The organism is Pseudomonas sp. SDI, assembly GCF_003105155.1.
In the GTDB taxonomy this organism is placed as follows: Bacteria; Pseudomonadota; Gammaproteobacteria; order Pseudomonadales; family Pseudomonadaceae; genus Aquipseudomonas.
Map to the genome: position 1 here is coordinate 18044 of NZ_QETK01000007.1, position 23220 is coordinate 41263.

Consider the following 23220-nt stretch of genomic DNA (forward strand, 5'->3'; position numbering starts at 1 on the left):
TTAGTCGTGTAACGCTCTGAAATGGGCGGCCATAGCGGGTGAAAGCCCCGTACACTCATGAGGTTTACAACATGACTATTGGTGTAGTCGGTCGTAAATGCGGTATGACCCGTATTTTCACCGAAGAAGGTGTCTCCATTCCGGTCACGGTCATTGAGATCGAGCCGAATCGCGTCACCCAGTTCAAAACCGAAGAAACCGATGGCTACCGTGCAGTGCAAGTCACTGTCGGCGAGCGTCGTGCTTCGCGTGTGACTGCTGCTCAGGCAGGTCACTTCGCTAAAGCGAACGTTGCCGCTGGTCGCGGTGTCTGGGAATTCCGTCTTGAAGAAGGCGAGTACCAGGCTGGCGACTTGATCAATGCAGAAATCTTCGCAGCTGGCCAAATGGTAGATGTTACCGGTCAGTCGAAAGGTAAAGGCTTCGCCGGTACCATCAAGCGTTGGAATTTCCGCGGTCAAGACAATACCCACGGTAACTCCGTTTCCCACCGCGTCCCGGGCTCTATCGGCCAGTGCCAGACTCCTGGTCGTGTATTCAAGGGCAAAAAAATGTCCGGTCACATGGGCGCCGAGCGCGTGACCGTTCAGTCCCTGGAAGTAGTGCGCGTCGACGCTGAACGCAATCTGTTGCTGGTCAAGGGTGCCGTTCCTGGCGCTACTGGCGGCGATCTGGTTGTGCGTCCGGCTGCCAAGGCTCGCGGTTAAGGGGAAGCTGACATGCAACTAAATGTAAATGACGCTCAAGCGATCGAAGTTTCCGAACTGACTTTCGGTGGCGAATTCAACGAGACGCTGGTTCACCAAGCAGTCGTGGCCTACATGGCCGGCGGCCGTCAAGGCACCAAGCAACAGAAAACCCGTTCCGACGTTGCTGGTGGCGGTAAGCGCCCATGGCGTCAGAAGGGTACTGGTCGCGCTCGTGCCGGTACTATCCGTAGCCCAATCTGGCGTGGCGGCGGTACCACCTTCGCAGCTCGTCCTCAAGACCACTCGCAAAAGCTCAACAAGAAGATGTACCGCGCAGCAATGCGTTCCATCCTCGCCGAGCTGGTGCGTACCGACCGTCTGGTCGTGGTTCAGGACTTCGCTGTTGAAGCGCCGAAAACCAAAGACCTGCTGAACAAGCTGAACGGCATGGGTCTGAGCGACGTACTGATCGTTTCTGACGCTGTTGATCAGAATCTGTACCTGGCTGCTCGTAACCTGCCGCACGTCGACGTACGTGACGTACAGGGTTCCGATCCGGTCAGTCTGATCGCATACGACAAAGTGTTGATCACTGTGTCGGCCGTGAAGAAATTCGAGGAGCTGCTGGGATGAACCAGGAACGCGTATTTAAAGTCCTCCTTGGCCCGCATGTTTCCGAGAAGGCTACCGTTCTGGCTGAGAAAAAAGGCCAGTTCGTATTCAAGGTTGCTACTGATGCAACCAAGCTGGAAATCAAGAAAGCTGTCGAAGGCCTGTTCGGCGTAAAAGTCGAAAACGTGTCGACTGTTAACGTTCTGGGTAAAACCAAGCGTACCGCACGTGGTCTGGGCAAGCGTAATGACTGGAAGAAGGCGATCGTCTCCCTTCAGCCAGGCCAAGATCTCGATTTCAGCAGCAGTGCTGAGTAAGGAAGGGGTGCATCATGGCAATCGTTAAATGCAAACCGACTTCCCCTGGCCGCCGTTTTGTGGTCAAGGTGGTCAACAAGGAGCTGCACAAAGGCGCTCCTCACGCACCGCTGCTCGAGAAAAAATCGAAGTCTGGTGGTCGTAACAACAATGGCCGCATCACTACTCGTCACGTAGGTGGTGGTCATAAGCAGCATTATCGTCTGGTCGACTTCCGTCGCAATGACAAGGACGGCATCGCCGCCACTGTCGAGCGTATCGAATACGATCCAAACCGTACTGCTCACATCGCACTGCTCTGCTACGCAGACGGCGAGCGTCGCTACATCATCGCCCCTAAAGGCGTTGTAGCTGGCGATCAGCTGATCGCAGGTGCTCTGGCTCCAATCAAGCCAGGCAACTCCCTGCAACTGCGTAACATCCCAGTGGGTAGCACCATTCACGGCATCGAACTGAAGCCGGGCAAAGGTGCACAAATCGCTCGTTCCGCTGGTGCTTCGGCTCAGCTGATCGCTCGCGAAGGTGTCTACGTGACCCTGCGTCTGCGCTCTGGTGAAATGCGTAAAGTCCTGGCTGAATGCCGTGCGACCCTGGGTGAAGTCTCGAACTCCGAGCACAGCCTGCGTTCGCTGGGTAAAGCTGGTGCCAAACGCTGGCGTGGCGTTCGCCCAACCGTTCGTGGTGTTGCCATGAACCCGGTTGACCACCCGCACGGTGGTGGTGAAGGTCGTACCTCCGGTGGTCGTCATCCGGTATCGCCATGGGGCTTCCCGACTAAGGGTGCTAAGACTCGTGGTAATAAGCGTACCGACAACATGATCGTCCGTCGTCGCAAGTAAATAGAGGGATACGACAGTGCCACGTTCTCTGAAAAAAGGTCCTTTTATTGATCTTCACCTACTGAAGAAGATCGAAGTGGCGGCGGAAAAGAACGATCGCAAACCAGTTAAGACCTGGTCGCGTCGCTCCATGATCCTGCCACAAATGGTCGGTCTGACCATCGCGGTACATAACGGTCGTCAACACGTCCCAGTTCTCGTGAACGAAGACATGGTCGGCCACAAACTGGGCGAGTTTGCCGGTACCCGCACCTACCGCGGGCACGTGGCTGACAAGAAAGCCAAGCGTTAAGGGGTTAGGAAATGGAAGTAGCCGCTAAGTTGTCGGGCGCTCGCATCTCCGCCCAGAAAGCCCGCTTGGTCGCCGACCAGATCCGCGGGAAGAAGGTGGGCGAAGCGCTCAACCTGTTGGCCTTCAGCAGCAAAAAAGCCGCTGAAATCATGAAGAAAGTCCTCGAGTCGGCCGTAGCCAACGCCGAGCATAACGAAGGCGCAGACGTTGATGACCTGAAGGTCTCCACCGTTTTCGTCAACGAAGGGCGTTCGCTGAAGCGCATCATGCCGCGTGCCAAAGGCCGCGCTGATCGCATCGTCAAGCGGTCTTGCCATATCACTGTCAAGGTTGCGGACAAGTAACGGAGTCGATCAGATGGGTCAGAAAGTACATCCCACTGGCATTCGCCTGGGAATCGTCAAGGAGCACACCTCCGTCTGGTACGCAGACGGTCGGACTTATGCGGACTATTTGCTCGCAGATCTGAATGTGCGTGAGTACCTCCAAGACAAACTAAAAAGCGCGTCCGTTAGCCGTATCGATATCCATCGTCCGGCACAAACTGCACGCATCACCATCCACACCGCTCGTCCAGGTATCGTTATCGGGAAGAAGGGTGAAGATGTTGAGAAACTGCGTCAGGACCTGACCAAGCAAATGGGTGTGCCTGTGCACATCAATATCGAAGAGATCCGCAAGCCGGAACTCGACGGTATGCTGGTTGCTCAGAGCGTAGCTCAGCAGCTGGAGCGTCGTGTGATGTTCCGTCGCGCCATGAAGCGCGCCGTACAGAACGCCATGCGCATTGGTGCCAAAGGCATCAAAATCCAAGTGAGCGGTCGTCTCGGCGGTGCTGAAATCGCACGTACTGAATGGTATCGCGAAGGTCGTGTGCCACTGCACACCCTGCGTGCCGATATCGACTATGCCACCTACGAAGCTCACACCACTTACGGTGTGATCGGTGTCAAGGTTTGGATCTTCAAAGGCGAAGTAATTGGTGGTCGCCAAGAAGAGCTGAAACCACAAGCACCAGCGCCTCGTAAAAAAGCTGCTAAGTAAGGGGTACGCCAAATGTTGCAACCTAAGCGTACAAAATTCCGCAAGCAGATGACTGGCCACAACCGTGGTCTGGCACTGCGCGGTAGCAAAGTAAGCTTCGGCGAATTCGCCTTGAAAGCTGTTGCTCGCGGTCGTCTCACCGCTCGCCAGATCGAATCGGCACGTCGTGCCCTGACTCGTCACGTAAAACGTGGCGGTAAGATCTGGATCCGTGTGTTCCCGGACAAGCCGATCTCCAAGAAGCCTCTCGAAGTGCGGATGGGTAAAGGTAAAGGTTCCGTGGAGTACTGGGTTGCCCAGATCCAGCCAGGCAAGGTCCTGTACGAGATCGAGGGTGTTTCTGAAGAGCTGGCGCGTGAGGCATTCGCCTTGGCAGCTGCGAAGCTGCCGCTCGCCACCTCCTTTGTTAAGCGGACGGTGATGTGATGAAAGCGAATGAACTTCGTGAGAAATCAGCACAGCAACTGAACGAGCAACTGCTCGGCTTGCTGCGCGACCAGTTCAATCTGCGTATGCAGAAAGCAACTGGCCAGTTGGGGCAGTCTCACCTGCTCTCGCAAGTGAAGCGTGACATCGCTCGCGTGAAAACTGTGCTCAACCAGCAGGCAGGTAAGTAATCATGGCTGAAGCCGAAAAAACCGTCCGTACGCTGACTGGCCGTGTTGTCAGCGACAAGATGGACAAAACCATCACCGTACTGATCGAGCGTCGCGTTAAGCACCCGATCTACGGTAAATACGTTAAGCGTTCGACTAAGCTGCACGCGCACGACGAAACCAATCAGTGCCACATCGGCGACAAGGTCTCCATTCGTGAGACCCGTCCGCTGGCCAAGACCAAGGCTTGGGCACTGGTTGAAGTTCTCGAACGCGCTGTTGAAGTCTAAGGGCTAAGGGTCGGAGAAATTTTATGATTCAGACTCAATCCATGCTCGATGTGGCCGATAACAGCGGCGCTCGTCGCGTCATGTGCATCAAGGTGCTCGGCGGTTCTCACCGCCGTTACGCCGGTATCGGTGACATCATCAAGGTAACCGTCAAGGAAGCAATTCCTCGCGGTAAAGTGAAGAAAGGCCAAGTGATGACTGCTGTTGTAGTCCGCACTCGCCACGGTGTCCGTCGTGCAGACGGCTCCATCATCCGCTTTGATGGCAACGCTGCTGTTCTTCTGAACAACAAGCAAGAGCCGATCGGCACCCGTATCTTTGGGCCAGTGACCCGTGAACTTCGTACTGAGAAGTTCATGAAGATCGTCTCGCTCGCCCCAGAAGTGCTGTAAGGAGATCCGACATGCAAAAGATTCGTCGTGACGACGAGATCATCGTGATCGCCGGCAAAGACAAAGGTAAGCGCGGTAAGGTGCTGAAGGTACTCGCTGACGACCGTCTGGTCGTTGGTGGGATCAACCTGGTGAAGCGTCATACCAAGCCTAACCCGATGTCGGGCGTACAAGGCGGTATCGTCGAGAAAGAAGCGCCACTGCACGCTTCCAACGTCGCCATTTTCAACGGCGAAACCAACAAGGCTGACCGCGTTGGTTTCAAAGTAGAAGAAGGCAAAAAAATTCGTGTCTTCAAGTCGACCCAAAAAGCGGTTGATGCTTGAACACTGCTAGGTAGAAGACCATGGCACGACTGAAAGAGATTTATCGGAAGGAAATCGCTCCCAAGCTTAAGGAAGAACTTAAGCTGGCGAACGTGATGGAAGTTCCGCGCGTTACCAAGATCACCCTGAACATGGGTCTGGGCGAAGCTGTCGGCGACAAAAAAGTCATCGAGCATGCTGTAGCTGACCTGGAAAAGATCACCGGTCAAAAAGCCGTTGTGACTTTCGCTCGGAAATCCATCGCGGGCTTCAAAGTCCGTGAGGGCTGGCCGATCGGCGTTAAAGTCACTCTGCGCCGTGATCGTATGTACGAGTTCCTGGACCGCCTGCTGGCGATCTCCCTGCCTCGGGTTCGCGACTTCCGCGGCCTGAATGCCAAGTCCTTCGACGGTCGTGGCAACTACAGCATGGGCGTGAAAGAGCAGATCATCTTCCCGGAAATCGACTACGACAAGATCGATGCTCTGCGCGGTCTGGACATTACCCTGACCACCACTGCTCGTACGGATGACGAAGGTCGCGCCTTGCTGCGTGCTTTCAAATTCCCGTTCCGCAACTGATTGGAGTAGGAAAATGGCCAAGAAGAGCATGAAAAACCGCGAGCTGAAGCGTCAGCTCACGGTTGCTAAGTTCGCCAAGAAGCGTGCTGAGCTCAAAGCTATCATCGTGAACCTGGACGTAACTCCAGAAGAGCGTTTTGCAGCTGTTGTAGCTCTGCAGAAGCAGCCACGTGACGCCAGCGCTTCGCGCCTGCGTAACCGCTGCCGCATCACCGGTCGTCCACACGGCGTTTACCGCAAGTTCGGCCTCGGCCGTAACAAGCTGCGTGAAGCAGCAATGCGCGGTGACGTTCCAGGTCTGGTTAAAGCCAGCTGGTAAGACGTACCGGCAGCGTCCTGGTGGCGGGGGAGTGATCTTCCGACCACCGGTGATCTTGCAACGAAACAAGCCCCTTTTGGGGCTTGTTTCGTTTTTGGGATGTGTCTAGAATGACCGGCTCTCCTGAGCCCGGGTTTTTTGCCCTGTGCGTTCAGGGGACTGTAGTAGCCGAAAGGCTAATTTTTCTTGTATCAGGAGCGTCTAGCCCATGAGTATGCAGGACCCGTTAGCGGACATGCTAACTCGAATCCGTAATGCCCAGATGGCTGAAAAGTCCGTCGTAAGCATGCCGTCCTCGACCCTGAAGGTGGCTGTAGCCAAAGTTCTGAAAGACGAAGGTTACATCGCGGGTTATCAGGTCAGCAGCGAAGTTAAGCCTTCGCTGTCCATCGAGCTGAAATACTTCGAAGGCCGTCCGGTCATCGAGGAAGTCAAGCGCGTAAGTCGTCCAGGCCTGCGTCAGTACAAGTCCGTCGAAGAACTGCCGAAAGTACGTGGCGGTCTGGGCGTGTCTATCGTCTCCACCAACAAAGGTGTGATGACTGATCGTGCTGCGCGCGCTGCCGGTGTCGGCGGCGAAGTTCTCTGCACAGTGTTCTAAGGGGGGATAAGCATGTCTCGCGTCGCTAAGAACCCCGTTAAGCTGCCAGCCGGTGTCGAAATCAAATTCGTCGGCCAGCAGCTTTCGGTGAAGGGTGCCAAGGGCACTCTCGAACTGAATGTTCACTCGTCTGTAGAAATTACCGAAGAAGCCGGTGAGCTGCGTTTCGCTGCTCGCAATGGCGACCAGCAAACCCGCGCTATGGCCGGTACTACCCGTGCGCTGGTAAACAACATGGTCCAGGGCGTAAGCCAAGGCTTCGAGCGTAAGCTCCAGCTGGTCGGTGTTGGTTACAAAGCACAAGCCAAAGGCACCGTGCTGAACCTGGCGCTCGGCTTCTCGCACCCAGTGGACTACGAGCTGCCAGCCGGCATCACCGCTGAGACCCCAAGCCAGACCGATATCCTGATCAAGGGCATCGATAAGCAGCTGGTAGGTCAGGTGGCCGCTGAAATCCGCGACTTCCGTCCACCAGAGCCGTACAAAGGCAAGGGTGTGCGTTACGCGGACGAAGTCGTCCGTCGTAAAGAAGCCAAGAAGAAGTAGGGCCTAGCAAATGACCGACAAAAAAGTTACTCGACTGCGTCGCGCTCGCAAAGCACGCCTGAAAATGCACGAACTCGAAGTCGTGCGTCTCTGCGTGTTCCGCTCCTCGCAGCACATCTATGCCCAGGTCATTTCGGCCGACGGCAGCAAGGTTCTGGCCAGCGCCTCGACCTTGGACAAAGAACTGCGTGATGGCGCCACTGGCAACATCGACGCGGCCACTAAGGTTGGCAAGCTGGTAGCTGAGCGTGCGAAAGCCGCCGGTGTATCTCAAGTTGCCTTTGACCGTTCCGGCTTCAAGTACCATGGCCGCGTCAAAGCGCTGGCTGATGCTGCTCGTGAAGGCGGGCTGGAGTTCTAAGTTATGGCAAATAACGATCAAAAGCGCGACGAAGGCTACATCGAGAAGCTGGTTCAAGTTAACCGCGTAGCGAAAACCGTTAAAGGCGGCCGTATCTTCACCTTCACCGCGCTGACCGTGGTTGGTGATGGTAAAGGTCGTGTCGGCTTCGGCCGTGGCAAGTCGCGCGAAGTACCTGCTGCGATCCAGAAAGCCATGGAAGCTGCTCGTCGCAACATGATTCAAGTCGACCTGAACGGCACCACTCTGCAGTACGCTACCAAGTCTGCTCATGGCGCCTCGAAGGTGTACATGCAGCCTGCTTCGGAAGGTACCGGTATCATCGCCGGTGGCGCGATGCGTGCTGTCCTGGAAGTTGCTGGTGTTCAGAACGTCCTGGCCAAGTGCTACGGCTCGACTAACCCAGTGAACGTGGTTCACGCCACCTTCAAGGGTCTGAAGGCTATGCAATCTCCTGAGTCCATTGCTGCCAAGCGCGGCAAGAGCGTTGAGGAGATCCGTTGATCATGGCTACCGTTAAAGTAACGCTGATCAAAAGCACCGCCGGCCGTATCCCTAACCACAAACTGTGCGTTAAGGGTCTGGGTCTGCGCCGCATCGGTCACACTGTAGAAGTCCAGGATACTCCCGAGAATCGCGGGATGATCAACAAGGCTTACTACATGCTGCGCGTCGAGGGTTAATCGATGAAACTCAATGATCTGAGTCCAGCGCCGGGTTCCCGTCGCGAGAAGCATCGTCCGGGTCGTGGTATCGGTAGCGGTTTGGGTAAGACTGGTGGCCGTGGTCACAAAGGTCAAACCTCCCGTTCCGGTGGCACCATCGCTCCAGGCTTTGAAGGCGGTCAACAGCCGCTGCACCGTCGTCTGCCGAAGTTCGGCTTCGTTTCCCTGAAAGCCATGGACCGCGCAGAAGTGCGTCTGTCCGAGCTGGCCAAAGTGGAAGGCGACGTTGTCACCGTGCAATCCCTGAAGGATGCCAACGTGATTAACCAAAACGTACAGCGTGTGAAAATCATGCTGTCCGGCGAAGTTACTCGCGCGGTCACCATCAAGGGTATCGCAGCCACCAAAGGTGCGCGTGCGGCTATCGAAGCAGCTGGCGGCAAGTTCGAGGAATAAATGGCTAAGCAAGGTGCTCTCTCTTCGCTCGGTAAAGGCGGGATGTCTGAACTTTGGGCTCGTCTGCGTTTTCTGTTTCTGGCGATCATCGTCTATCGGATAGGCGCACACATCCCAGTTCCAGGCATCAACCCGGACCGGCTGGCGGAACTGTTTCGACAGAATGAGGGGACCATTCTTAGCTTGTTCAACATGTTTTCCGGCGGCGCGCTGGAGCGGATGAGCATTTTTGCATTGGGGATCATGCCGTACATTTCGGCATCGATCATCATGCAACTGATGACCGCCGTCAGCCCGCAGCTGGAGCAGTTGAAGAAGGAAGGTGAAGCTGGCCGTCGCAAGATCAGCCAGTACACCCGCTACGGCACCGTCATCCTGGCGCTGGTCCAAGCCATTGGCATGTCCATTGGTCTGGCCGGCCAGGGTGTAGCGTTTTCTGCTGACTTTGGCTTCCATTTCGTTGCGGTCTCCACCTTTGTGGCGGGTGCGATGTTCATGATGTGGCTGGGTGAGCAAATCACGGAGCGCGGTGTAGGCAACGGTATCTCGATGTTGATCTTCGCAGGTATCGTCGCCGGTCTTCCGAGAGCAATCGGGCAGTCTTTCGAGTCTGCGCGTACGGGCGATATCAACATTTTCGCTCTGGTCGCTATCGGTTTGCTGGCAGTAGCGATTATCGGTTTTGTGGTGTTCATTGAGCGTGGTCAGCGTCGAATCGCCGTTCACTATGCCAAGCGTCAGCAGGGTCGCAAGGTCTTCGCTGCGCAGACTAGCCACTTGCCGTTGAAAGTGAACATGGCTGGTGTAATCCCAGCTATTTTCGCAAGCAGCATTTTGCTGTTCCCGGCTTCGCTGGGTGCCTGGTTCGGTCAGTCTGAAGGTATGGGCTGGCTGCAGGACATCTCGCAGTCGATCGCTCCTGGTCAGCCGTTGAATATTCTGCTGTTTAGTGCAGGGATTATTTTCTTCTGCTTCTTCTATACGGCGTTGATGTTCAATCCGAAAGACGTAGCGGAAAACCTGAAGAAGTCCGGTGCCTTTATTCCGGGCATCCGTCCTGGTGAGCAGTCGGCGCGCTACATTGATGGCGTTCTGACCCGTTTGACCATGTTCGGTGCTCTTTATATGACGGCCGTCTGTCTCCTCCCCCAGTTCCTGGTGGTAGCGGCAAACGTTCCGTTCTACCTTGGCGGGACCTCGTTGCTGATTGTGGTAGTGGTTGTGATGGACTTCATGTCCCAAGTACAATCGCACCTCGTTTCGCACCAGTACGAATCCCTGATGAAGAAAGCCAACCTGAAAGGCTACGGTGGCAGCGGTCTGCTGCGCTGATTGACCCTTAAGGTTCGAGGAGTTGGTGATGAAAGTTCGTGCATCGGTGAAAAAGCTGTGCCGTAACTGCAAAATTATTCGCCGCGAAGGTGTTGTTCGAGTAATTTGCAGCGCGGAACCACGTCACAAGCAGCGCCAAGGCTGAGTGTGATCTGTGCTTCAAACCCAGCAGCTAGTGCGCTGCTGGGTTGATTATTTGTTTCTACAGCGATATTATCTCGCGCCCTATTTCTTGGCTTCCGGGGCGTAGGTAGCTGTCAATTGGAGTCCCACTGAATGGCCCGTATTGCAGGCGTCAACATTCCAGATAACAAGCACACTGTTATCTCGCTGACCTACATCTATGGTGTTGGTCGCACTACTGCGCAGAGCATCTGTGCAGTGACTGGGGTCAACCCAGCCGCAAAGATCAAGGATCTGAGCGACGAGCAGGTTGAATCGCTGCGTACTGAAGTTGCGAAGTACATCACCGAAGGTGATCTGCGCCGTGACATCAACATGAAAATCAAGCGGTTGATGGACCTGGGTTGCTACCGCGGCCTGCGTCATCGTCGGGGTCTGCCAGTACGCGGTCAGCGTACCAAGACCAACGCGCGTACCCGTAAAGGTCCGCGTAAGCCGATCCGCAAGTAATCGCACCAGCGAATCGACAGGAATTTAGAAATGGCAAAACCTGCTGCTCGTCCTCGTAAAAAAGTCAAAAAGACAGTGGTTGATGGCATCGCCCACATCCATGCCTCTTTTAACAACACCATCGTGACCATCACCGATCGTCAAGGTAACGCTCTGTCCTGGGCTACCTCCGGCGGTTCGGGTTTCCGCGGTTCTCGCAAGTCCACCCCGTTCGCTGCTCAGGTAGCTGCTGAGCGTGCTGGTCAAGCTGCGCTGGAATATGGTCTGAAGAACCTCGACGTTAACGTCAAGGGTCCAGGTCCAGGTCGTGAGTCCGCTGTTCGTGCTCTGAACGGCTGTGGCTATAAGATCGCCAGCATCACCGACGTGACGCCAATCCCGCATAACGGGTGCCGTCCGCCGAAGAAGCGCCGCGTGTAATCAGGAGACAGATAAATGGCACGTTACATTGGTCCAAAATGCAAACTGTCTCGTCGTGAAGGCACCGATCTGTTCCTGAAGAGCGGCGTTCGCGCTCTGGAATCGAAGTGCAACATCGAAGCAGCCCCAGGTATTCACGGTCAGCGTCGTGGTCGTCAGTCCGACTACGGCACCCAGCTGCGTGAGAAGCAAAAAGTCCGTCGTATCTACGGCGTTCTCGAGCGTCAGTTCAGCGGTTACTACAAGGAAGCGGCTGCCAAAAAAGGCGCTACCGGTGAGAACCTGCTGCAACTGCTCGAATGCCGTCTGGATAACGTTGTATATCGTATGGGCTTCGGCGCTACCCGTGCTGAATCCCGTCAGCTGGTTTCGCACAAAGCGATCAGCATCAACGGCAAGACTGTAAACGTTCCGTCCTACCAAGTTCGTCCGGGTGACGTGGTCGCGGTTCGCGAGAAGTCGCTGAACCAGCTGCGCATTGTTCAAGCCCTTGAACTGTGCGCCCAGCGTGGCCGCGTTGAGTGGGTAGACGTAGATACTGCTAAGAAGTCGGGCGTTTTCAAGAACGTTCCTGCTCGTAGCGATCTGTCTGCCGACATCAACGAAAGCCTGATTGTCGAGCTCTACTCCAAGTAAGGGCTAGAAAATAGGTGCATCCATGCAGATTTCGGTAAATGAGTTCCTGACGCCCCGCCATATTGATGTGCAGGTCGTCAGTCCAACCCGCGCTAAAATCACGCTCGAGCCTCTCGAGCGTGGTTTCGGCCATACCCTGGGCAACGCGCTGCGCCGCATCCTGTTGTCCTCCATGCCTGGCTGTGCAGTAGTCGAGGCCGAGATTGACGGTGTACTCCACGAGTACTCGGCAATCGAAGGTGTACAGGAAGACGTCATTGAAATCCTGTTGAACCTGAAAGGCCTGGCTATCAAACTGCACGGTCGTGACGAAGTTACGCTGACCTTGTCGAAAAAGGGTTCGGGGGTGGTTACCGCTGCCGATATTCAGCTGGATCATGATGTCGAGATCGTTAACCCCGATCACGTAATCGCTAACCTGGCGTCGAATGGCGCCCTGAACATGAAGCTCACCGTAGCTCGTGGTCGTGGTTACGAGCCAGCCGACTCGCGTCAGAGCGATGAAGACGAAAGCCGCAGCATTGGTCGCTTGCAGCTCGACTCTTCGTTCAGCCCGGTTCGCCGTATCGCCTATGTGGTGGAAAACGCCCGTGTCGAGCAGCGTACCAACCTGGACAAGCTGGTTATTGATCTGGAAACCAACGGTACTCTGGATCCTGAAGAGGCTATCCGTCGTGCTGCAACCATCCTGCAACAGCAGCTGGCTGCATTCGTCGACCTCAAAGGTGACAGCGAACCTGTGGTAGTCGAACAGGAAGACGAGATCGATCCGATCCTGCTTCGTCCGGTTGACGATCTGGAATTGACCGTGCGTTCGGCCAACTGCCTTAAGGCGGAGAACATTTACTACATCGGCGACCTGATTCAGCGTACCGAAGTAGAACTGTTGAAGACTCCGAACCTGGGCAAGAAATCCTTGACCGAAATCAAGGACGTTCTGGCCTCCCGTGGTCTGTCCCTCGGCATGCGCCTCGACAACTGGCCGCCTGCAAGTCTTAAGAAGGACGACAAGGCGACTGCCTGATCGTCGTAATCACCGAACGTAGTGTTTGGTAAGGAATGAACCCATGCGTCATCGTAAAAGTGGACGTCACCTGAGCCGTACCAGCTCTCACCGCAAGGCTATGTTCCAGAACATGGCGGTGTCGCTGTTCGAGCACGAGCTGATCAAAACTACTCTGCCAAAAGCCAAAGAACTGCGCCGCGTTGCCGAGCCGCTGATCACCCTGGCCAAGGAAGATAGCGTTGCAAACCGTCGTCTGGCTTTCGACCGTACTCGTTCGAAAGAAATCGTCGGCAAGCTGTTCAACGATCTGGGCAAGCGTTACGCCACCCGTCAGGGCGGCTACCTGCGTATCCTCAAGTGCGGTTTCCGCGCTGGCGATAACGCACCTATGGCTTACGTCGAACTGGTCGATCGTCCAGTTGGCGGCGCTGTAGAAGCTGCTGAGTAAGACGAACAGTCTTAAACAAGGAACCGGGCCTAGTGCCCGGTTTTTTGTGTCTGCATACATTGATGGAATCTATTGATTCAAGTCATGTAATGAATTTGATGGTGTCATGTTCATGGTCAATACTCTCTCTCAGCCGATTAGCCGGCAGCCAGAGTCTGATAAGGGAGAGTAACCATGAGCCAGAACACAACGTTGACCACCGCAAGCGGAGCCCCGGTTGCCGACAACCAGAATTCGCGTTCGGCTGGTCCACGTGGGCCACTGCTGCTGGATGACTTCCACTTGCTTGAAAAGCTCGCGCACTTCAACCGCGAGAATATCCCGGAGCGTCGCGTACACGCCAAGGGCTCGGGCGCCTATGGCACCTTCACCGTGACCCGGGATATCACCCAATACACCAGTGCCAAGCTGTTTGACACGCTCGGCAAGCAAACTGAGACCTTCCTGCGCTTCTCCACCGTGGGTGGCGAGCGCGGTTCGGCCGATACCGAGCGTGACCCACGCGGCTTTGCCCTGAAGTTTTACACTGAGGAAGGCAACTGGGACATCGTCGGCAACAACACCCCAGTGTTCTTCATCCGCGACCCGCTGAAGTTCCCAGACTTTATCCACACCCAGAAACGCCTACCGCAGAGCAACCTGAAAAGCGCGCAGATGATGTGGGACTTCTGGTCGCATTCGCCGGAAGCGCTGCACCAGGTCACCATTCTGTTCTCCGACCGGGGTATCCCGGATGGCTACCGCCACATGCACGGTTTCGGCAGTCATACCTACAGCCTGATCAATGCCCAGGGCGAGCGCACCTGGGTCAAATGGCACTTCAAGACCAAGCAAGGTATCAAGAATCTCTCGCCGGCAGATGCCGCGCGCTTGGCGGGTACCGATCCGGATTACGCTCAGCGTGACCTGTTTGAAGCCATCGAGCGTGGCGACTTCCCGCAGTGGAGCGTATGCATTCAGGTGATGAGCGAAGCTGAAGCCGCCGGCCGCGCCGAGAATCCGTTCGACGTGACCAAGACCTGGTCGCAGAAGGACTACCCGCTGATCGAGATTGGCGTGCTGGAGCTCAACCGCAACCCGCAGAACTATTTCGCCGAAGTCGAGCAGGCGGCGTTCGGCCCGAGCAATATGATTCCAGGTGTTGGCCTGTCGCCAGACCGTATGCTGCAAGGGCGTGTTTTCGCCTACGCCGATGCGCACCGTTACCGTGTGGGCACCAATCACCAGCAACTGCCAGTGAACGCGCCGCGTAGCCCGGTGAATACCTACCAGCGCGACGGCTCGATGGCCTTTGGCAGCAATGGTGGTGCGGCGCCTAACTACGAGCCGAACAGCTACGGCAATGCGCCGAAACAGGCACCGCGGTACGCAGAGCCGGCGCTGGCATTGAGCGGTGCGGCCGATCGTTATGATCACCGCGAAGACAGTGATTACTTCAGCCATGCGGGTGCGCTGTTCCGTCTGATGAGTGCTGAGCAGAAAGCGCTGCTTATCAGCAACATTGCCGGTGCCATGGCCGGGGTCAGCGAGGAGGTGGTGCAGCGCCAATTGCAGTATTTCTACAAGGCTGATCCGGCGTACGGCGAAGGTGTCGCCAAGGCGCTTGGGGCGAATTTGGCCTAAGTCGAAATGATAAAAAGAACCGCCCTCATTAGGGCGGTTTTTCAATGCAATTGACTACTGTTTAACTGCTTTTTTACCGGATTTTGCCACTTTTACCGTAATTGCAGGTGACCTCCCGGTCATCCTGGTTCAAACTATGGCTTTCACACAGGGAGAGGCAGGGCGATGCAAGGTCACCCGGACGTAATCGATTACCTCAACACGTTGCTGACGGGCGAACTGGCGGCACGCGACCAATATTTCATCCATTCGCGGATGTACGAAGACTGGGGCTTGAGCAAGCTCTACGAGCGTATCAACCACGAAATGGAAGAAGAGGCGCAGCACGCCGACGCACTGATGCGCCGTATCCTGATGCTGGAAGGCACCCCGCGCATGCGCCCGGACGATCTGGACGTGGGTACCACGGTTCCCGAAATGATCGCCGCCGACCTGCGCCTGGAATACAAAGTCCGTGCTGCACTGTGCAAAGGCATCGAGCTGTGCGAGCTGCACAAGGACTACATCAGCCGCGACATCCTCCGCCTGCAACTGGCCGATACCGAAGAAGATCACACCTATTGGCTGGAGAAGCAGCAGGGCCTGATCAAGGCCATCGGCCTGGAAAACTACCTGCAATCGCAGATGTAAGTTTCCCCCAGATACAAAAAAGCCCCTGGCGCGTGAGCGACAGGGGCTTTTTCATGGGCTCAGGCCCGGTCGCGTTCCAGCAACGGCTTGAGGTAGTAGCCGGTATGCGACTGCTTCATCTCGGCCAGTTCCTCCGGGGTACCGAAGGCGATGATCTGGCCGCCTTTGGAGCCACCCTCAGGGCCGAGATCGACCAGCCAGTCGGCAGTCTTGATCACGTCCAGGTTGTGCTCGATCACCACCACCGTGTTGCCGTGGTCGCGCAGGCGATGCAGCACATCGAGCAATTGCTGAATATCGGCAAAGTGCAGGCCGGTGGTCGGCTCGTCGAGGATGTACAGGGTTTTGCCGGTATCGCGCTTGGACAGCTCGCGGGACAGCTTGACCCGCTGCGCCTCGCCACCGGACAGGGTGGTTGCCGATTGCCCCAGCTTGATATACGACAGGCCCACGTCCATCAGCGTTTGCAGCTTGCGCGCCAGCGCCGGTACCGCATCGAAGAACTCGCGGGCTTCCTCGATGGTCATTTCCAGCACCTCGTGGATGTTCTTGCCCTTGTACTTGATCTCCAGGGTCTCGCGGTTGTAGCGCTTGCTCTTGCACACGTCGCACGGCACATAGATGTCTGGCAGGAAGTGCATTTCCACCTTGATCAGGCCGTCGCCCTGGCAGGCCTCGCAGCGGCCGCCCTTGACGTTGAACGAGAACCGCCCAGGGCCGTAGCCACGCGAGCGCGATTCCGGCACACCGGAGAACAGCTCGCGGATCGGCGTGAACAGGCCGGTATACGTCGCCGGGTTGGAGCGCGGCGTGCGGCCGATCGGGCTCTGGTCGATGTCGACCACCTTGTCCAGATGCTGCAGGCCGTCGCAGCTGTCATGGGCGGCGGCTTCGAGGGTACTGGCACCGTTCAGCGCGGTGGCGGCGAGGGGGAACAAGGTATTGTTGATCAGCGTCGACTTGCCCGAGCCGGATACGCCCGTCACGCAGGTCAGCAGACCGATTGGAATTTCCAGGTCGACGCTCTGCAGGTTGTTGCCGCGTGCGCCTTTGAGCTTCAGCGAGAGTTTCTTGTTACGCGGCGTGCGCGTGGCCGGCACGGCGATCTTCTTGCGTCCGGAAAGGTATTTGCCGGTCAGCGAGTCAGGGTGGTCCATGACCTGTTGCGGCGTCCCTTCGGCGACGATCTGTCCGCCATGCACTCCGGCGCCAGGGCCGATGTCCACCACATAGTCGGCGAGACGGATCGCGTCCTCGTCGTGTTCGACCACAATCACCGTGTTGCCGATGTCGCGCAGGTGATTGAGGGTGGCCAGCAGACGGTCGTTGTCGCGCTGATGCAGGCCGATCGATGGCTCATCGAGGATATACATCACCCCGACCAGGCCCGCACCGATCTGACTGGCCAGGCGGATACGCTGCGCTTCGCCCCCGGAGAGGGTGTCGGCGCTGCGGTCCAGGGTCAGGTAGTCGAGGCCGACGTTGACCAGGAACTGCAGGCGCTCGCAGATTTCCTTGAGGATCTTGTCGGCGATCTCGCCGCGGCGTCCGCTCAGTTTCAGGCCGGCGAAGTAGTCGCTGGCGTCGCCGATGGGTAACCCGGTCACCGCCGGCAGGGTCTTCTCGCCGACCCACACATGGCGTGCTTCGCGGCGCAGACGGGTACCACGGCAATCCGGGCAGGGCTGGGTGCTGAGGAACTTGGCCAGCTCTTCGCGCACGGTGGCCGATTCGGTTTCGCGGTAGCGTCGCTCCAGGTTCGGCACGATGCCTTCGAACGGGTGCGAGCGCTTGACGATATCACCACGGTCGTTCAGGTACTTGAAGTCGACGTTCTTGCTGCCGCTGCCGCTGAGGATGATTTTCTGGTGTTCGGCCGACAGCTCCTTGAAGGGCACCTCAAGGCTGAAGCCGTAATGCGCGGCCAGCGAGCCGAGCATCTGGAAGTAGTACATATTGCGGCGATCCCAGCCGCGTATCGCTCCTTCGGCCAGGGTCAACTCACCGTTGACCAGGCGCTTGGTATCGAAGAACTGCTTCACCCCGAGACCGTCGCAGGTCGGGCAAGCGCCCGCGGGGTTGTTGAAGGAGAACAGCTTGGGCTCCAGCTCGCTGATCGCGTGGCCGCAGATCGGGCAGGCGAAGCGCGCGGAGAAGATCATCTCTTCACCTGGCTCGTCGTCCATCGGTGCCACCAGGGCAATACCGTCGGCCAGCTTCAGTGCTGTCTCGAACGACTCGGCCAGGCGCTGTTGCAGGTCTTCGCGAACCTTGAAGCGATCCACCACCACGTCGATGCTGTGCTTCTTCTGTTTGTCGAGCTTGGGCAGCTCGTCCAGCTCGAACAGCTTGCCGTTTACTCGCGCACGAACAAACCCTTGCGCGCGCAACTCTTCGAATACCGCCAGATGCTCGCCCTTGCGCTCGCGGATCACCGGCGCCAGCAGCATCAGCTTGCTGCCTTCGGGTTGGGCCAGTACCAGGTCGACCATCTGGCTGACGGTCTGGGCTTCCAGCGGGATGTCGTGGTCGGGGCAGCGCGGCGTCCCCACGCGGGCATACAGCAGGCGCAGGTAATCGTAGATTTCGGTGATGGTGCCGACGGTCGACCGCGGGTTGTGCGAGGTTGATTTCTGCTCGATGGAAATCGCCGGTGACAGACCTTCGATGGTGTCGACGTCGGGTTTTTCCATCATCGACAGGAACTGCCGGGCGTAGGCTGACAGCGACTCGACATAGCGGCGCTGACCTTCGGCATACAGCGTGTCGAAGGCCAGGGACGACTTGCCGGAGCCGGACAGGCCGGTAATCACGATCAACTTGTCGCGCGGCAGGGTGAGGTCGATGTTCTTCAGGTTGTGGGTCCGTGCCCCACGAATCAGGATCTTGTCCACTGCGGCCTCGCTCTGCGGGCATAAACGAAGGAGTATACGGCGCGGCGCCACTACGCGGCAAAGCGTCACTGTATATGCCGTTAAGCGGTGGGACTGATAGAATCGCCGCCGGTTCACACGAGGTTTATCCATGCACGATCCCCATAGCGAACGCATGAGCGGCAGCGAGACTCGCGCCGCAGGCGGCCTGGCCCTGGTGTTCGCGTTCCGAATGCTGGGCATGTTCATGGTCCTGCCGGTGCTTGCGACCTATGGCATGGACCTGGCTGGTGCCACGCCGGCCCTGATTGGCCTGGCCATTGGTGCCTATGGCCTGACCCAGGCGGTATTGCAGATTCCGTTCGGGGTCATCTCCGACCGCATCGGTCGACTGCCGGTGATTTACCTGGGCCTGGTGATCTTCGCCCTCGGCAGTGTGCTCGCTTCTCAGGCCGACTCGATCTGGGGGGTGATTGCCGGCCGCGTGCTGCAAGGTGCCGGGGCCATCTCGGCGGCGGTGATGGCGCTGCTCTCTGACCTGACCCGCGAACAGCACCGGACCAAAGCCATGGCCATGATCGGCATGAGCATCGGCCTGTCGTTCGCCGTGGCCATGGTGGTCGGCCCGTTGCTGACCCGCGCGTTCGGCTTGTCCGGGCTGTTCCTGGCCACGGCGGCGATGGCCCTGGTAGGGATCATGATCATCGCCTTTGTGGTGCCGCGTTCGCACGGCGCGCTGCAGCACCGCGAGTCGGGTGTGGCCAGGCAAGCCCTTGGGCCGACGCTGCGCCATCCGGACCTGCTGCGCCTGGACGTGGGCATCTTCGTCCTGCATGCCATCCTGATGGCCAGCTTCGTCGCCTTGCCGCTGGCGTTCGTCGAGCGTGGCGGCCTGCCGAAAGAACAGCACTGGTGGGTTTACCTCACCGCGTTGCTGATTTCATTCTTCGCAATGATTCCGTTCATCATCTATGGCGAAAAAAAGCGCAAGATGAAACGCGTTTTATTGGGGGCGGTCGCTGTTCTGATGCTCACAGAGCTATTCTTCTGGGTGTCAGCGGTCAACTTGCGCGAACTGGTGATCGGCACCGTGATATTCTTCACCGCCTTCAACCTGCTGGAGGCATCGCTGCCTTCGCTGGTGAGCAAGGTTTCACCGGCGGGTGGCAAGGGCACGGCGATGGGGGTGTACTCCACCAGCCAGTTCCTGGGTGCCGCGCTGGGCGGGATCATCGGCGGCTGGTTGTATCAGCACGGTGGCCTGAGCACGGTGTTCCTCGGATGTGCCGCGTTGTGTGCGGTGTGGTTGATCGTTGCATTCAGCATGCGCGAGCCGCCGTACGTGACCAGCCTGCGCATGCCGCTGTCGCCGGAAGCGGTTCGTGAAGCCGGTCTGACCGAACGCCTCATGGCTGTACCGGGTGTGACCGACGCAGTAGTGGTAGCAGAAGAAGCCGCCATCTATATCAAATTGGATACGAAAATTTTGGATCGTTCGGCCCTGGAGCGTCTGGTAAACCCGACGCCCGCGGCGTGCGAAGCCTAGGAGAACGTTATGGCCCGTGGGGTTAACAAAGTCATTTTGGTCGGCACGTGCGGCCAGGACCCTGAAGTTCGCTACCTGCCAAATGGCAACGCCGTGACCAACCTGAGCCTGGCCACCAGCGAGCAGTGGACCGACAAGCAAACCGGCCAGAAGGTCGAGCGCACCGAGTGGCACCGCGTTTCGATGTTCGGCAAGGTCGCCGAGATCGCTGGCGAGTACCTGCGCAAGGGCTCCCAGGTCTACATCGAGGGCAAATTGCAAACCCGCGAGTGGGAAAAAGACGGCATCAAGCGTTACACCACTGAAATTATCGTCGACATGCAAGGCACCATGCAGCTGCTCGGCGGTCGTCCGCAGAACCAGGACGGTTCTCAGCAGCAGGGCGGTGGCAACAACTACAACCAGGCACCACGTCAGCAGGCTCCGCGTCCGCAACAGGCGCCACAGCGCCCTGCGCCGCAACAGCCAGCGCCACAGCCGGCGGCCGATTTCGACAGCTTCGACGACGATATTCCGTTCTAAGCCATCCTTGCGCTGAGCTGAATGTAAAAAACCCATCTTCGGATGGGTTTTTTTATGGCGTAGAGAACGCTGGGGTAGTCAGTCGACGCGCTCGCCACACAGGTCCAGGGCAAACCAATGCTGCGCCGTGAGTGCATCGAGCCCGGCACCCAGCAAGGCGAACAACTTGCCCAAGGCGGCTTCGCGTGTCATGCCGCCAGCCGATACCAGCCCGCTATCGCGCAGACGGCTGCCGGCGGCGTAGGTATCGAACATCACGCTGCCTTGTGGGCACTGACTGATTGCTACCACCAGTACTCCGCGTTGGCACGCCTCGCGCACGGCGGCGAGCAGGGCTTCGTCGTCGGACGGTCCGGTGCCGCTGCCATAGCACTCCAGTAGCAAGCCCTTCACGCCAGTGTCCAGCAGCGCCCGCAGATGCACCGCCTGCAAGCCCGGGAATACCGGCAGCACCGCCAGGTTCACCGGGATCCGCGGCTGGCAGTATGTCAGCACTGCCGGCAGTTCCAGGGCCTTTTGTCCTTCGCGATGGCGCGGCAAGGCGGCAAAGGCATCGAAGGCTTCGCTGCGCAGCTTGCTGGCGCGGGCGCCATGCAGCAACTGACCGGCGAAGTACAACTGCACGCCAGCCGGCACACCGGTCTCGAACTGCCGCAGCGCGCCGCATAGATTGTCCCAGGCGTCGCTGTCCGGCGCGCCGGCCGGCAGCATCGAACCGGTCAGCAGCACCGGCACGTCCAGCCCGAGCAGCAGGAACGACAAGGCCGCTGCGCTGTACGCCAGGGTATCGGTGCCGTGCAGCAGCAGGATGCCGTCGTGGCCATCGCGTTTCACTGCCTCGACAATCGCGTCGCACATCGCCAGCCAGTTGGCTTGCTGCATGTTTGCGCTGTCGAGCAGTGGCAACAGTTCGCGCAACTGCCAAGCGATCTGCGGTGCATCCACCGCCGTCTCCAGATAGGCCCGCATGCGCGTCTCGAAGCCGCCCGCTGGCGCCAGGCCTTGCGGCGTTTCCAGCATGCCGATGGTGCCCCCGGTATAGAGGACGAGGAGGTTCTTGACTGCGCGCATGGTCAGGCTTCCGGGCAGGTGAAAGGAAAGGGCGGAAAGAAAAAAGCCGCCCGCGAGTGGGGCGGCTTCTGCGTAGGCGGCTCAGCGTTGCGCTTGAGCCTCACCTACGACGACGGTGCTGCTGGCCTCGGCGCGCGGCGCGGTTGGCCAGGCTTGCGGGTCGAGGTCGAGGTCGCTGAACTTCGATGCGTCGAACACCGGCTGCTTGATGCCGGCCTTGCGTTGTTCGTCGTAGTCGCGCATCACCCGCAGGCCGATCTTGAACAGCAGGGCCAGGGCGATCAGGTTGACGAACGCCAGGCAGGTCATGGTGATGTCGGCGAAGGCGAATACGGTCGACAGGTTCTGCACCGAGCCCCAGACGATCAGCGCCAGTACCAGTGCGCGGTAGCTCATCAGCACCACACGGTTGCGGGTGAGGAACTGCAGGCTGGTTTCGCCCAGGTAGTAGTTGTAGAGGATGCAGGTGAAGACGAACAGCGACAGCGCGACGCTGACGAACAGGCGGCCCCAGTCACCGACCACGGCGGCCAGCGAGTTCTGGGTCAGGACGATGCCGTCACCTTCGAACCCCGGGGTATAGAAGCCCGAGAGCAGGATCAGCAGCGCGGTGCAGGTGCAGATCACGAAGGTATCGAGGAACACGCTGAAGGCCTGTACCACACCCTGTGCGCCAGGGTGACGCACGGCGGCAACGGCAGCGACGTTCGGCGCACTGCCCAGGCCGGCTTCGTTGGCGAACACGCCGCGCTTCACGCCCATGACGATGGCGCTGCCGAGCAGGCCGCCGAACGCAGGATCAAGGCCGAAAGCGCTCTTGAAGATGGTTTCCAGCATGGCCGGAACATGTTCGATCTGGCTGCCGATCACGTACAGGGTCACGCCGATGTAGGCCAGGGTCTTCACCGGTACCAGCAGGTCGGAGACCGAAGCGATGCGCTTGATGCCGCCGAGGAAGACGATTGCCAGCAGCACGGCCAGGGCAATGCCACTGTGCTCGGGGGCGAAGCCGAAGGCGTTCTGCAGTGAGTGAGTTACGGTGTACGACTGCAGGCCATTGAAGGCGAAGCCGTAGGTGACGAGCAACAGCAGCGAGAACAGCACTGCCATTTTCTTCAGCTTCAGGCCGTGCAGGATGTAGTACGCCGGGCCGCCGCGGTACAGGCCATCGCCATCGGCGCGCTTGTAGACCTGGGCCAGGGTGCATTCGAAGAAGCTGCTGGACATGCCGACCAGTGCGGTCACCCACATCCAGAACACGGCGCCTGGGCCACCCAGGGTCACGGCGATGCCGACCCCGGCGATGTTACCGGCACCAACGCGGCCGGCCAGGCTCAGCATCAGGGCCTGGAACGAGCTCAGCTGGCCTGCCTGGCCCCGCAGGGATTCCTTGAAGACGCCGAACATATGGCCGAAATGACGGAACTGGACGAAACGGGAGCGCAGCGTGAAGTAGCTGCCCAGTCCGACGATCAGCACGATGAGGAGTTTCCCCGAAAGGAAATCATTGAGCACTTCGAGCATGGGTGAAGACCTCGATTCTTATTCTTTGCATGAAAGACGTAGGTACAGGCA

At 58.2% G+C, this 23220-nt stretch carries 34 protein-coding genes; 31 read left to right on the forward strand and 3 right to left on the reverse strand.

The genetic code is table 11. The features are described from left to right. Positions 1 to 71: 71 nt before the first annotated feature. From rplC to bfr, 29 genes are all read left to right on the forward strand, one after another. Positions 72 to 707, forward strand: a complete 636-nt coding sequence (rplC, locus tag DCO48_RS06190; RefSeq protein ID WP_116549733.1) for a 50S ribosomal protein L3 — start codon at positions 72 to 74, stop codon at positions 705 to 707. Positions 708 to 719: 12 nt separating this feature from the next. Beyond that, on the forward strand, positions 720 to 1322 hold the full coding sequence (gene rplD / locus DCO48_RS06195) for a 50S ribosomal protein L4 (protein ID WP_010220305.1): 603 nt from the start codon (positions 720 to 722) through the stop codon (positions 1320 to 1322). Beyond that, a complete protein-coding gene (gene rplW / locus DCO48_RS06200; RefSeq protein ID WP_010220306.1) occupies positions 1319 to 1618 on the forward strand; it encodes a 50S ribosomal protein L23 in 300 nt (99 codons plus the stop codon). Before rplD ends, rplW begins: the two co-directional genes overlap by 4 nt. A 14-nt stretch (positions 1619 to 1632) precedes the next feature. Further along, complete coding sequence (rplB, locus tag DCO48_RS06205; RefSeq protein ID WP_116549734.1) at positions 1633 to 2457, forward strand: 50S ribosomal protein L2; 825 nt, start codon at positions 1633 to 1635, stop codon at positions 2455 to 2457. A gap of 16 nt (positions 2458 to 2473) precedes the next feature. Next, entirely contained in the window at positions 2474 to 2749 is a 276-nt protein-coding gene (rpsS, locus tag DCO48_RS06210; protein ID WP_002555486.1) for a 30S ribosomal protein S19, read from the forward strand. An 11-nt stretch (positions 2750 to 2760) separates the two neighbouring features. Next, positions 2761 to 3093 carry a 50S ribosomal protein L22 gene (gene rplV, locus DCO48_RS06215; RefSeq protein ID WP_003103908.1) on the forward strand — a complete coding sequence of 111 codons (333 nt, stop codon included), beginning with the start codon at positions 2761 to 2763 and terminating at the stop codon, positions 3091 to 3093. Positions 3094 to 3106: 13 nt separating this feature from the next. Beyond that, positions 3107 to 3793 (forward strand): 30S ribosomal protein S3, encoded by a 687-nt coding sequence (gene rpsC, locus DCO48_RS06220; RefSeq protein ID WP_010220308.1) that lies wholly within the window; start codon positions 3107 to 3109, stop codon positions 3791 to 3793. 12 nt (positions 3794 to 3805) lie between these two features. Next, positions 3806 to 4219: a 50S ribosomal protein L16 gene (gene rplP / locus DCO48_RS06225; RefSeq protein ID WP_003255479.1), complete on the forward strand. Its 414-nt coding sequence runs from the start codon at positions 3806 to 3808 to the stop codon at positions 4217 to 4219. Further along, positions 4219 to 4410 (forward strand): 50S ribosomal protein L29, encoded by a 192-nt coding sequence (gene rpmC / locus DCO48_RS06230; RefSeq protein ID WP_002555481.1) that lies wholly within the window; start codon positions 4219 to 4221, stop codon positions 4408 to 4410. The genes rplP and rpmC overlap by 1 nt, the downstream gene beginning before the upstream one ends. A 2-nt stretch (positions 4411 to 4412) precedes the next feature. Then, positions 4413 to 4679, forward strand: coding sequence for a 30S ribosomal protein S17 (gene rpsQ, locus DCO48_RS06235; protein WP_028944481.1), 267 nt, complete (start codon positions 4413 to 4415; stop codon positions 4677 to 4679). A gap of 23 nt (positions 4680 to 4702) precedes the next feature. Beyond that, entirely contained in the window at positions 4703 to 5071 is a 369-nt protein-coding gene (gene rplN / locus DCO48_RS06240) for a 50S ribosomal protein L14 (protein ID WP_002555479.1), read from the forward strand. Between the two features lie 11 nt (positions 5072 to 5082). Beyond that, a complete protein-coding gene (gene rplX, locus DCO48_RS06245) occupies positions 5083 to 5397 on the forward strand; it encodes a 50S ribosomal protein L24 (RefSeq protein WP_008374158.1) in 315 nt (104 codons plus the stop codon). A gap of 20 nt (positions 5398 to 5417) precedes the next feature. Beyond that, positions 5418 to 5957 carry a 50S ribosomal protein L5 gene (gene rplE / locus DCO48_RS06250; protein ID WP_043861930.1) on the forward strand — a complete coding sequence of 180 codons (540 nt, stop codon included), beginning with the start codon at positions 5418 to 5420 and terminating at the stop codon, positions 5955 to 5957. Positions 5958 to 5970: 13 nt separating this feature from the next. Then, entirely contained in the window at positions 5971 to 6276 is a 306-nt protein-coding gene (gene rpsN / locus DCO48_RS06255; RefSeq protein WP_116549735.1) for a 30S ribosomal protein S14, read from the forward strand. Between the two features lie 208 nt (positions 6277 to 6484). Further along, the gene (gene rpsH / locus DCO48_RS06260; protein ID WP_010220313.1) at positions 6485 to 6877 is read left to right on the forward strand and encodes a 30S ribosomal protein S8; all 393 of its coding nucleotides are present in this window, start codon (positions 6485 to 6487) and stop codon (positions 6875 to 6877) included. Positions 6878 to 6889: 12 nt separating this feature from the next. Next, positions 6890 to 7423: a 50S ribosomal protein L6 gene (gene rplF, locus DCO48_RS06265; protein ID WP_116549736.1), complete on the forward strand. Its 534-nt coding sequence runs from the start codon at positions 6890 to 6892 to the stop codon at positions 7421 to 7423. 10 nt (positions 7424 to 7433) lie between these two features. Continuing rightward, on the forward strand, positions 7434 to 7784 hold the full coding sequence (rplR, locus tag DCO48_RS06270; protein ID WP_009397496.1) for a 50S ribosomal protein L18: 351 nt from the start codon (positions 7434 to 7436) through the stop codon (positions 7782 to 7784). Positions 7785 to 7787: 3 nt separating this feature from the next. Then, entirely contained in the window at positions 7788 to 8288 is a 501-nt protein-coding gene (gene rpsE / locus DCO48_RS06275; RefSeq protein WP_010220316.1) for a 30S ribosomal protein S5, read from the forward strand. A 2-nt stretch (positions 8289 to 8290) separates the two neighbouring features. Beyond that, positions 8291 to 8467: a 50S ribosomal protein L30 gene (rpmD, locus tag DCO48_RS06280; protein ID WP_116549737.1), complete on the forward strand. Its 177-nt coding sequence runs from the start codon at positions 8291 to 8293 to the stop codon at positions 8465 to 8467. Positions 8468 to 8470: 3 nt separating this feature from the next. Further along, positions 8471 to 8905 (forward strand): 50S ribosomal protein L15, encoded by a 435-nt coding sequence (gene rplO / locus DCO48_RS06285; RefSeq protein ID WP_010220318.1) that lies wholly within the window; start codon positions 8471 to 8473, stop codon positions 8903 to 8905. Beyond that, positions 8906 to 10237: a preprotein translocase subunit SecY gene (gene secY, locus DCO48_RS06290; RefSeq protein ID WP_010220319.1), complete on the forward strand. Its 1332-nt coding sequence runs from the start codon at positions 8906 to 8908 to the stop codon at positions 10235 to 10237. Between the two features lie 28 nt (positions 10238 to 10265). Further along, a complete protein-coding gene (gene rpmJ, locus DCO48_RS06295) occupies positions 10266 to 10382 on the forward strand; it encodes a 50S ribosomal protein L36 (RefSeq protein ID WP_002555468.1) in 117 nt (38 codons plus the stop codon). Positions 10383 to 10513: 131 nt separating this feature from the next. Further along, a complete protein-coding gene (rpsM, locus tag DCO48_RS06300; protein WP_116549738.1) occupies positions 10514 to 10870 on the forward strand; it encodes a 30S ribosomal protein S13 in 357 nt (118 codons plus the stop codon). A 30-nt stretch (positions 10871 to 10900) separates the two neighbouring features. Further along, positions 10901 to 11290 carry a 30S ribosomal protein S11 gene (rpsK, locus tag DCO48_RS06305; RefSeq protein ID WP_002555466.1) on the forward strand — a complete coding sequence of 130 codons (390 nt, stop codon included), beginning with the start codon at positions 10901 to 10903 and terminating at the stop codon, positions 11288 to 11290. 15 nt (positions 11291 to 11305) lie between these two features. After that, positions 11306 to 11926 (forward strand): 30S ribosomal protein S4, encoded by a 621-nt coding sequence (gene rpsD / locus DCO48_RS06310; protein WP_116549739.1) that lies wholly within the window; start codon positions 11306 to 11308, stop codon positions 11924 to 11926. A gap of 22 nt (positions 11927 to 11948) precedes the next feature. Next, the gene (gene rpoA, locus DCO48_RS06315) at positions 11949 to 12950 is read left to right on the forward strand and encodes a DNA-directed RNA polymerase subunit alpha (RefSeq protein WP_003186012.1); all 1002 of its coding nucleotides are present in this window, start codon (positions 11949 to 11951) and stop codon (positions 12948 to 12950) included. 43 nt (positions 12951 to 12993) lie between these two features. After that, a complete protein-coding gene (rplQ, locus tag DCO48_RS06320; RefSeq protein ID WP_116549740.1) occupies positions 12994 to 13380 on the forward strand; it encodes a 50S ribosomal protein L17 in 387 nt (128 codons plus the stop codon). Positions 13381 to 13554: 174 nt separating this feature from the next. Further along, positions 13555 to 15003, forward strand: coding sequence for a catalase (locus tag DCO48_RS06325; protein ID WP_116549741.1), 1449 nt, complete (start codon positions 13555 to 13557; stop codon positions 15001 to 15003). Positions 15004 to 15168: 165 nt separating this feature from the next. Further along, complete coding sequence (gene bfr, locus DCO48_RS06330; RefSeq protein ID WP_116549742.1) at positions 15169 to 15633, forward strand: bacterioferritin; 465 nt, start codon at positions 15169 to 15171, stop codon at positions 15631 to 15633. 59 nt (positions 15634 to 15692) lie between these two features. Here the strand turns inward: bfr and uvrA are convergent, their stop codons facing one another. Then, a complete protein-coding gene (gene uvrA, locus DCO48_RS06335; RefSeq protein WP_165840736.1) occupies positions 15693 to 18527 on the reverse strand; it encodes an excinuclease ABC subunit UvrA in 2835 nt (944 codons plus the stop codon). A gap of 130 nt (positions 18528 to 18657) precedes the next feature. Between uvrA and DCO48_RS06340 the strand changes: the two genes are divergently transcribed. Both DCO48_RS06340 and DCO48_RS06345 read left to right on the forward strand, forming a co-directional pair. Then, entirely contained in the window at positions 18658 to 20052 is a 1395-nt protein-coding gene (locus tag DCO48_RS06340; protein ID WP_116549744.1) for an MFS transporter, read from the forward strand. A gap of 9 nt (positions 20053 to 20061) precedes the next feature. Beyond that, entirely contained in the window at positions 20062 to 20574 is a 513-nt protein-coding gene (locus DCO48_RS06345; RefSeq protein ID WP_116549745.1) for a single-stranded DNA-binding protein, read from the forward strand. 78 nt (positions 20575 to 20652) lie between these two features. On the opposite strand, the gene DCO48_RS06350 is transcribed toward DCO48_RS06345, so the two are convergent. Both DCO48_RS06350 and DCO48_RS06355 read right to left on the reverse strand, forming a co-directional pair. After that, positions 20653 to 21645 carry an asparaginase gene (locus DCO48_RS06350; protein ID WP_116549746.1) on the reverse strand — a complete coding sequence of 331 codons (993 nt, stop codon included), beginning with the start codon at positions 21643 to 21645 and terminating at the stop codon, positions 20653 to 20655. An 81-nt stretch (positions 21646 to 21726) separates the two neighbouring features. After that, the gene (locus DCO48_RS06355; protein ID WP_116549747.1) at positions 21727 to 23169 is read right to left on the reverse strand and encodes a sodium:alanine symporter family protein; all 1443 of its coding nucleotides are present in this window, start codon (positions 23167 to 23169) and stop codon (positions 21727 to 21729) included. Between the last annotated feature and the right edge of the window lie 51 nt (positions 23170 to 23220).

What these genes read in the sequence shown, in the direction of transcription:
- DCO48_RS06340 (WP_116549744.1), top strand. Translation starts at nt 18,658, where the DNA reads ATGCACGATCCCCATAGCGAACGCATGAGCGGCAGCGAGACTCGCGCC.
- rplO (WP_010220318.1), top strand. Translation starts at nt 8,471, where the DNA reads ATGAAACTCAATGATCTGAGTCCAGCGCCGGGTTCCCGTCGCGAGAAG.
- rpsC (WP_010220308.1), top strand. Translation starts at nt 3,107, where the DNA reads ATGGGTCAGAAAGTACATCCCACTGGCATTCGCCTGGGAATCGTCAAG.
- rpmC (WP_002555481.1), top strand. Translation starts at nt 4,219, where the DNA reads ATGAAAGCGAATGAACTTCGTGAGAAATCAGCACAGCAACTGAACGAG.
- rpsH (WP_010220313.1), top strand. Translation starts at nt 6,485, where the DNA reads ATGAGTATGCAGGACCCGTTAGCGGACATGCTAACTCGAATCCGTAAT.
- rplD (WP_010220305.1), top strand. Translation starts at nt 720, where the DNA reads ATGCAACTAAATGTAAATGACGCTCAAGCGATCGAAGTTTCCGAACTG.
- rplW (WP_010220306.1), top strand. Translation starts at nt 1,319, where the DNA reads ATGAACCAGGAACGCGTATTTAAAGTCCTCCTTGGCCCGCATGTTTCC.
- rpsQ (WP_028944481.1), top strand. Translation starts at nt 4,413, where the DNA reads ATGGCTGAAGCCGAAAAAACCGTCCGTACGCTGACTGGCCGTGTTGTC.
- rplB (WP_116549734.1), top strand. Translation starts at nt 1,633, where the DNA reads ATGGCAATCGTTAAATGCAAACCGACTTCCCCTGGCCGCCGTTTTGTG.
- rplQ (WP_116549740.1), top strand. Translation starts at nt 12,994, where the DNA reads ATGCGTCATCGTAAAAGTGGACGTCACCTGAGCCGTACCAGCTCTCAC.
- rpsD (WP_116549739.1), top strand. Translation starts at nt 11,306, where the DNA reads ATGGCACGTTACATTGGTCCAAAATGCAAACTGTCTCGTCGTGAAGGC.
- rplP (WP_003255479.1), top strand. Translation starts at nt 3,806, where the DNA reads ATGTTGCAACCTAAGCGTACAAAATTCCGCAAGCAGATGACTGGCCAC.
- rplE (WP_043861930.1), top strand. Translation starts at nt 5,418, where the DNA reads ATGGCACGACTGAAAGAGATTTATCGGAAGGAAATCGCTCCCAAGCTT.
- rpsN (WP_116549735.1), top strand. Translation starts at nt 5,971, where the DNA reads ATGGCCAAGAAGAGCATGAAAAACCGCGAGCTGAAGCGTCAGCTCACG.
- rpmJ (WP_002555468.1), top strand. Translation starts at nt 10,266, where the DNA reads ATGAAAGTTCGTGCATCGGTGAAAAAGCTGTGCCGTAACTGCAAAATT.
- DCO48_RS06355 (WP_116549747.1), bottom strand. Translation starts at nt 23,169, where the DNA reads ATGCTCGAAGTGCTCAATGATTTCCTTTCGGGGAAACTCCTCATCGTG.
- rpsK (WP_002555466.1), top strand. Translation starts at nt 10,901, where the DNA reads ATGGCAAAACCTGCTGCTCGTCCTCGTAAAAAAGTCAAAAAGACAGTG.
- rpsE (WP_010220316.1), top strand. Translation starts at nt 7,788, where the DNA reads ATGGCAAATAACGATCAAAAGCGCGACGAAGGCTACATCGAGAAGCTG.
- rplF (WP_116549736.1), top strand. Translation starts at nt 6,890, where the DNA reads ATGTCTCGCGTCGCTAAGAACCCCGTTAAGCTGCCAGCCGGTGTCGAA.
- bfr (WP_116549742.1), top strand. Translation starts at nt 15,169, where the DNA reads ATGCAAGGTCACCCGGACGTAATCGATTACCTCAACACGTTGCTGACG.
- rpsM (WP_116549738.1), top strand. Translation starts at nt 10,514, where the DNA reads ATGGCCCGTATTGCAGGCGTCAACATTCCAGATAACAAGCACACTGTT.
- rplR (WP_009397496.1), top strand. Translation starts at nt 7,434, where the DNA reads ATGACCGACAAAAAAGTTACTCGACTGCGTCGCGCTCGCAAAGCACGC.
- rplN (WP_002555479.1), top strand. Translation starts at nt 4,703, where the DNA reads ATGATTCAGACTCAATCCATGCTCGATGTGGCCGATAACAGCGGCGCT.
- DCO48_RS06325 (WP_116549741.1), top strand. Translation starts at nt 13,555, where the DNA reads ATGAGCCAGAACACAACGTTGACCACCGCAAGCGGAGCCCCGGTTGCC.
- secY (WP_010220319.1), top strand. Translation starts at nt 8,906, where the DNA reads ATGGCTAAGCAAGGTGCTCTCTCTTCGCTCGGTAAAGGCGGGATGTCT.
- DCO48_RS06345 (WP_116549745.1), top strand. Translation starts at nt 20,062, where the DNA reads ATGGCCCGTGGGGTTAACAAAGTCATTTTGGTCGGCACGTGCGGCCAG.
- rpoA (WP_003186012.1), top strand. Translation starts at nt 11,949, where the DNA reads ATGCAGATTTCGGTAAATGAGTTCCTGACGCCCCGCCATATTGATGTG.
- rplC (WP_116549733.1), top strand. Translation starts at nt 72, where the DNA reads ATGACTATTGGTGTAGTCGGTCGTAAATGCGGTATGACCCGTATTTTC.
- DCO48_RS06350 (WP_116549746.1), bottom strand. Translation starts at nt 21,645, where the DNA reads ATGCGCGCAGTCAAGAACCTCCTCGTCCTCTATACCGGGGGCACCATC.
- rplX (WP_008374158.1), top strand. Translation starts at nt 5,083, where the DNA reads ATGCAAAAGATTCGTCGTGACGACGAGATCATCGTGATCGCCGGCAAA.
- rpmD (WP_116549737.1), top strand. Translation starts at nt 8,291, where the DNA reads ATGGCTACCGTTAAAGTAACGCTGATCAAAAGCACCGCCGGCCGTATC.
- rplV (WP_003103908.1), top strand. Translation starts at nt 2,761, where the DNA reads ATGGAAGTAGCCGCTAAGTTGTCGGGCGCTCGCATCTCCGCCCAGAAA.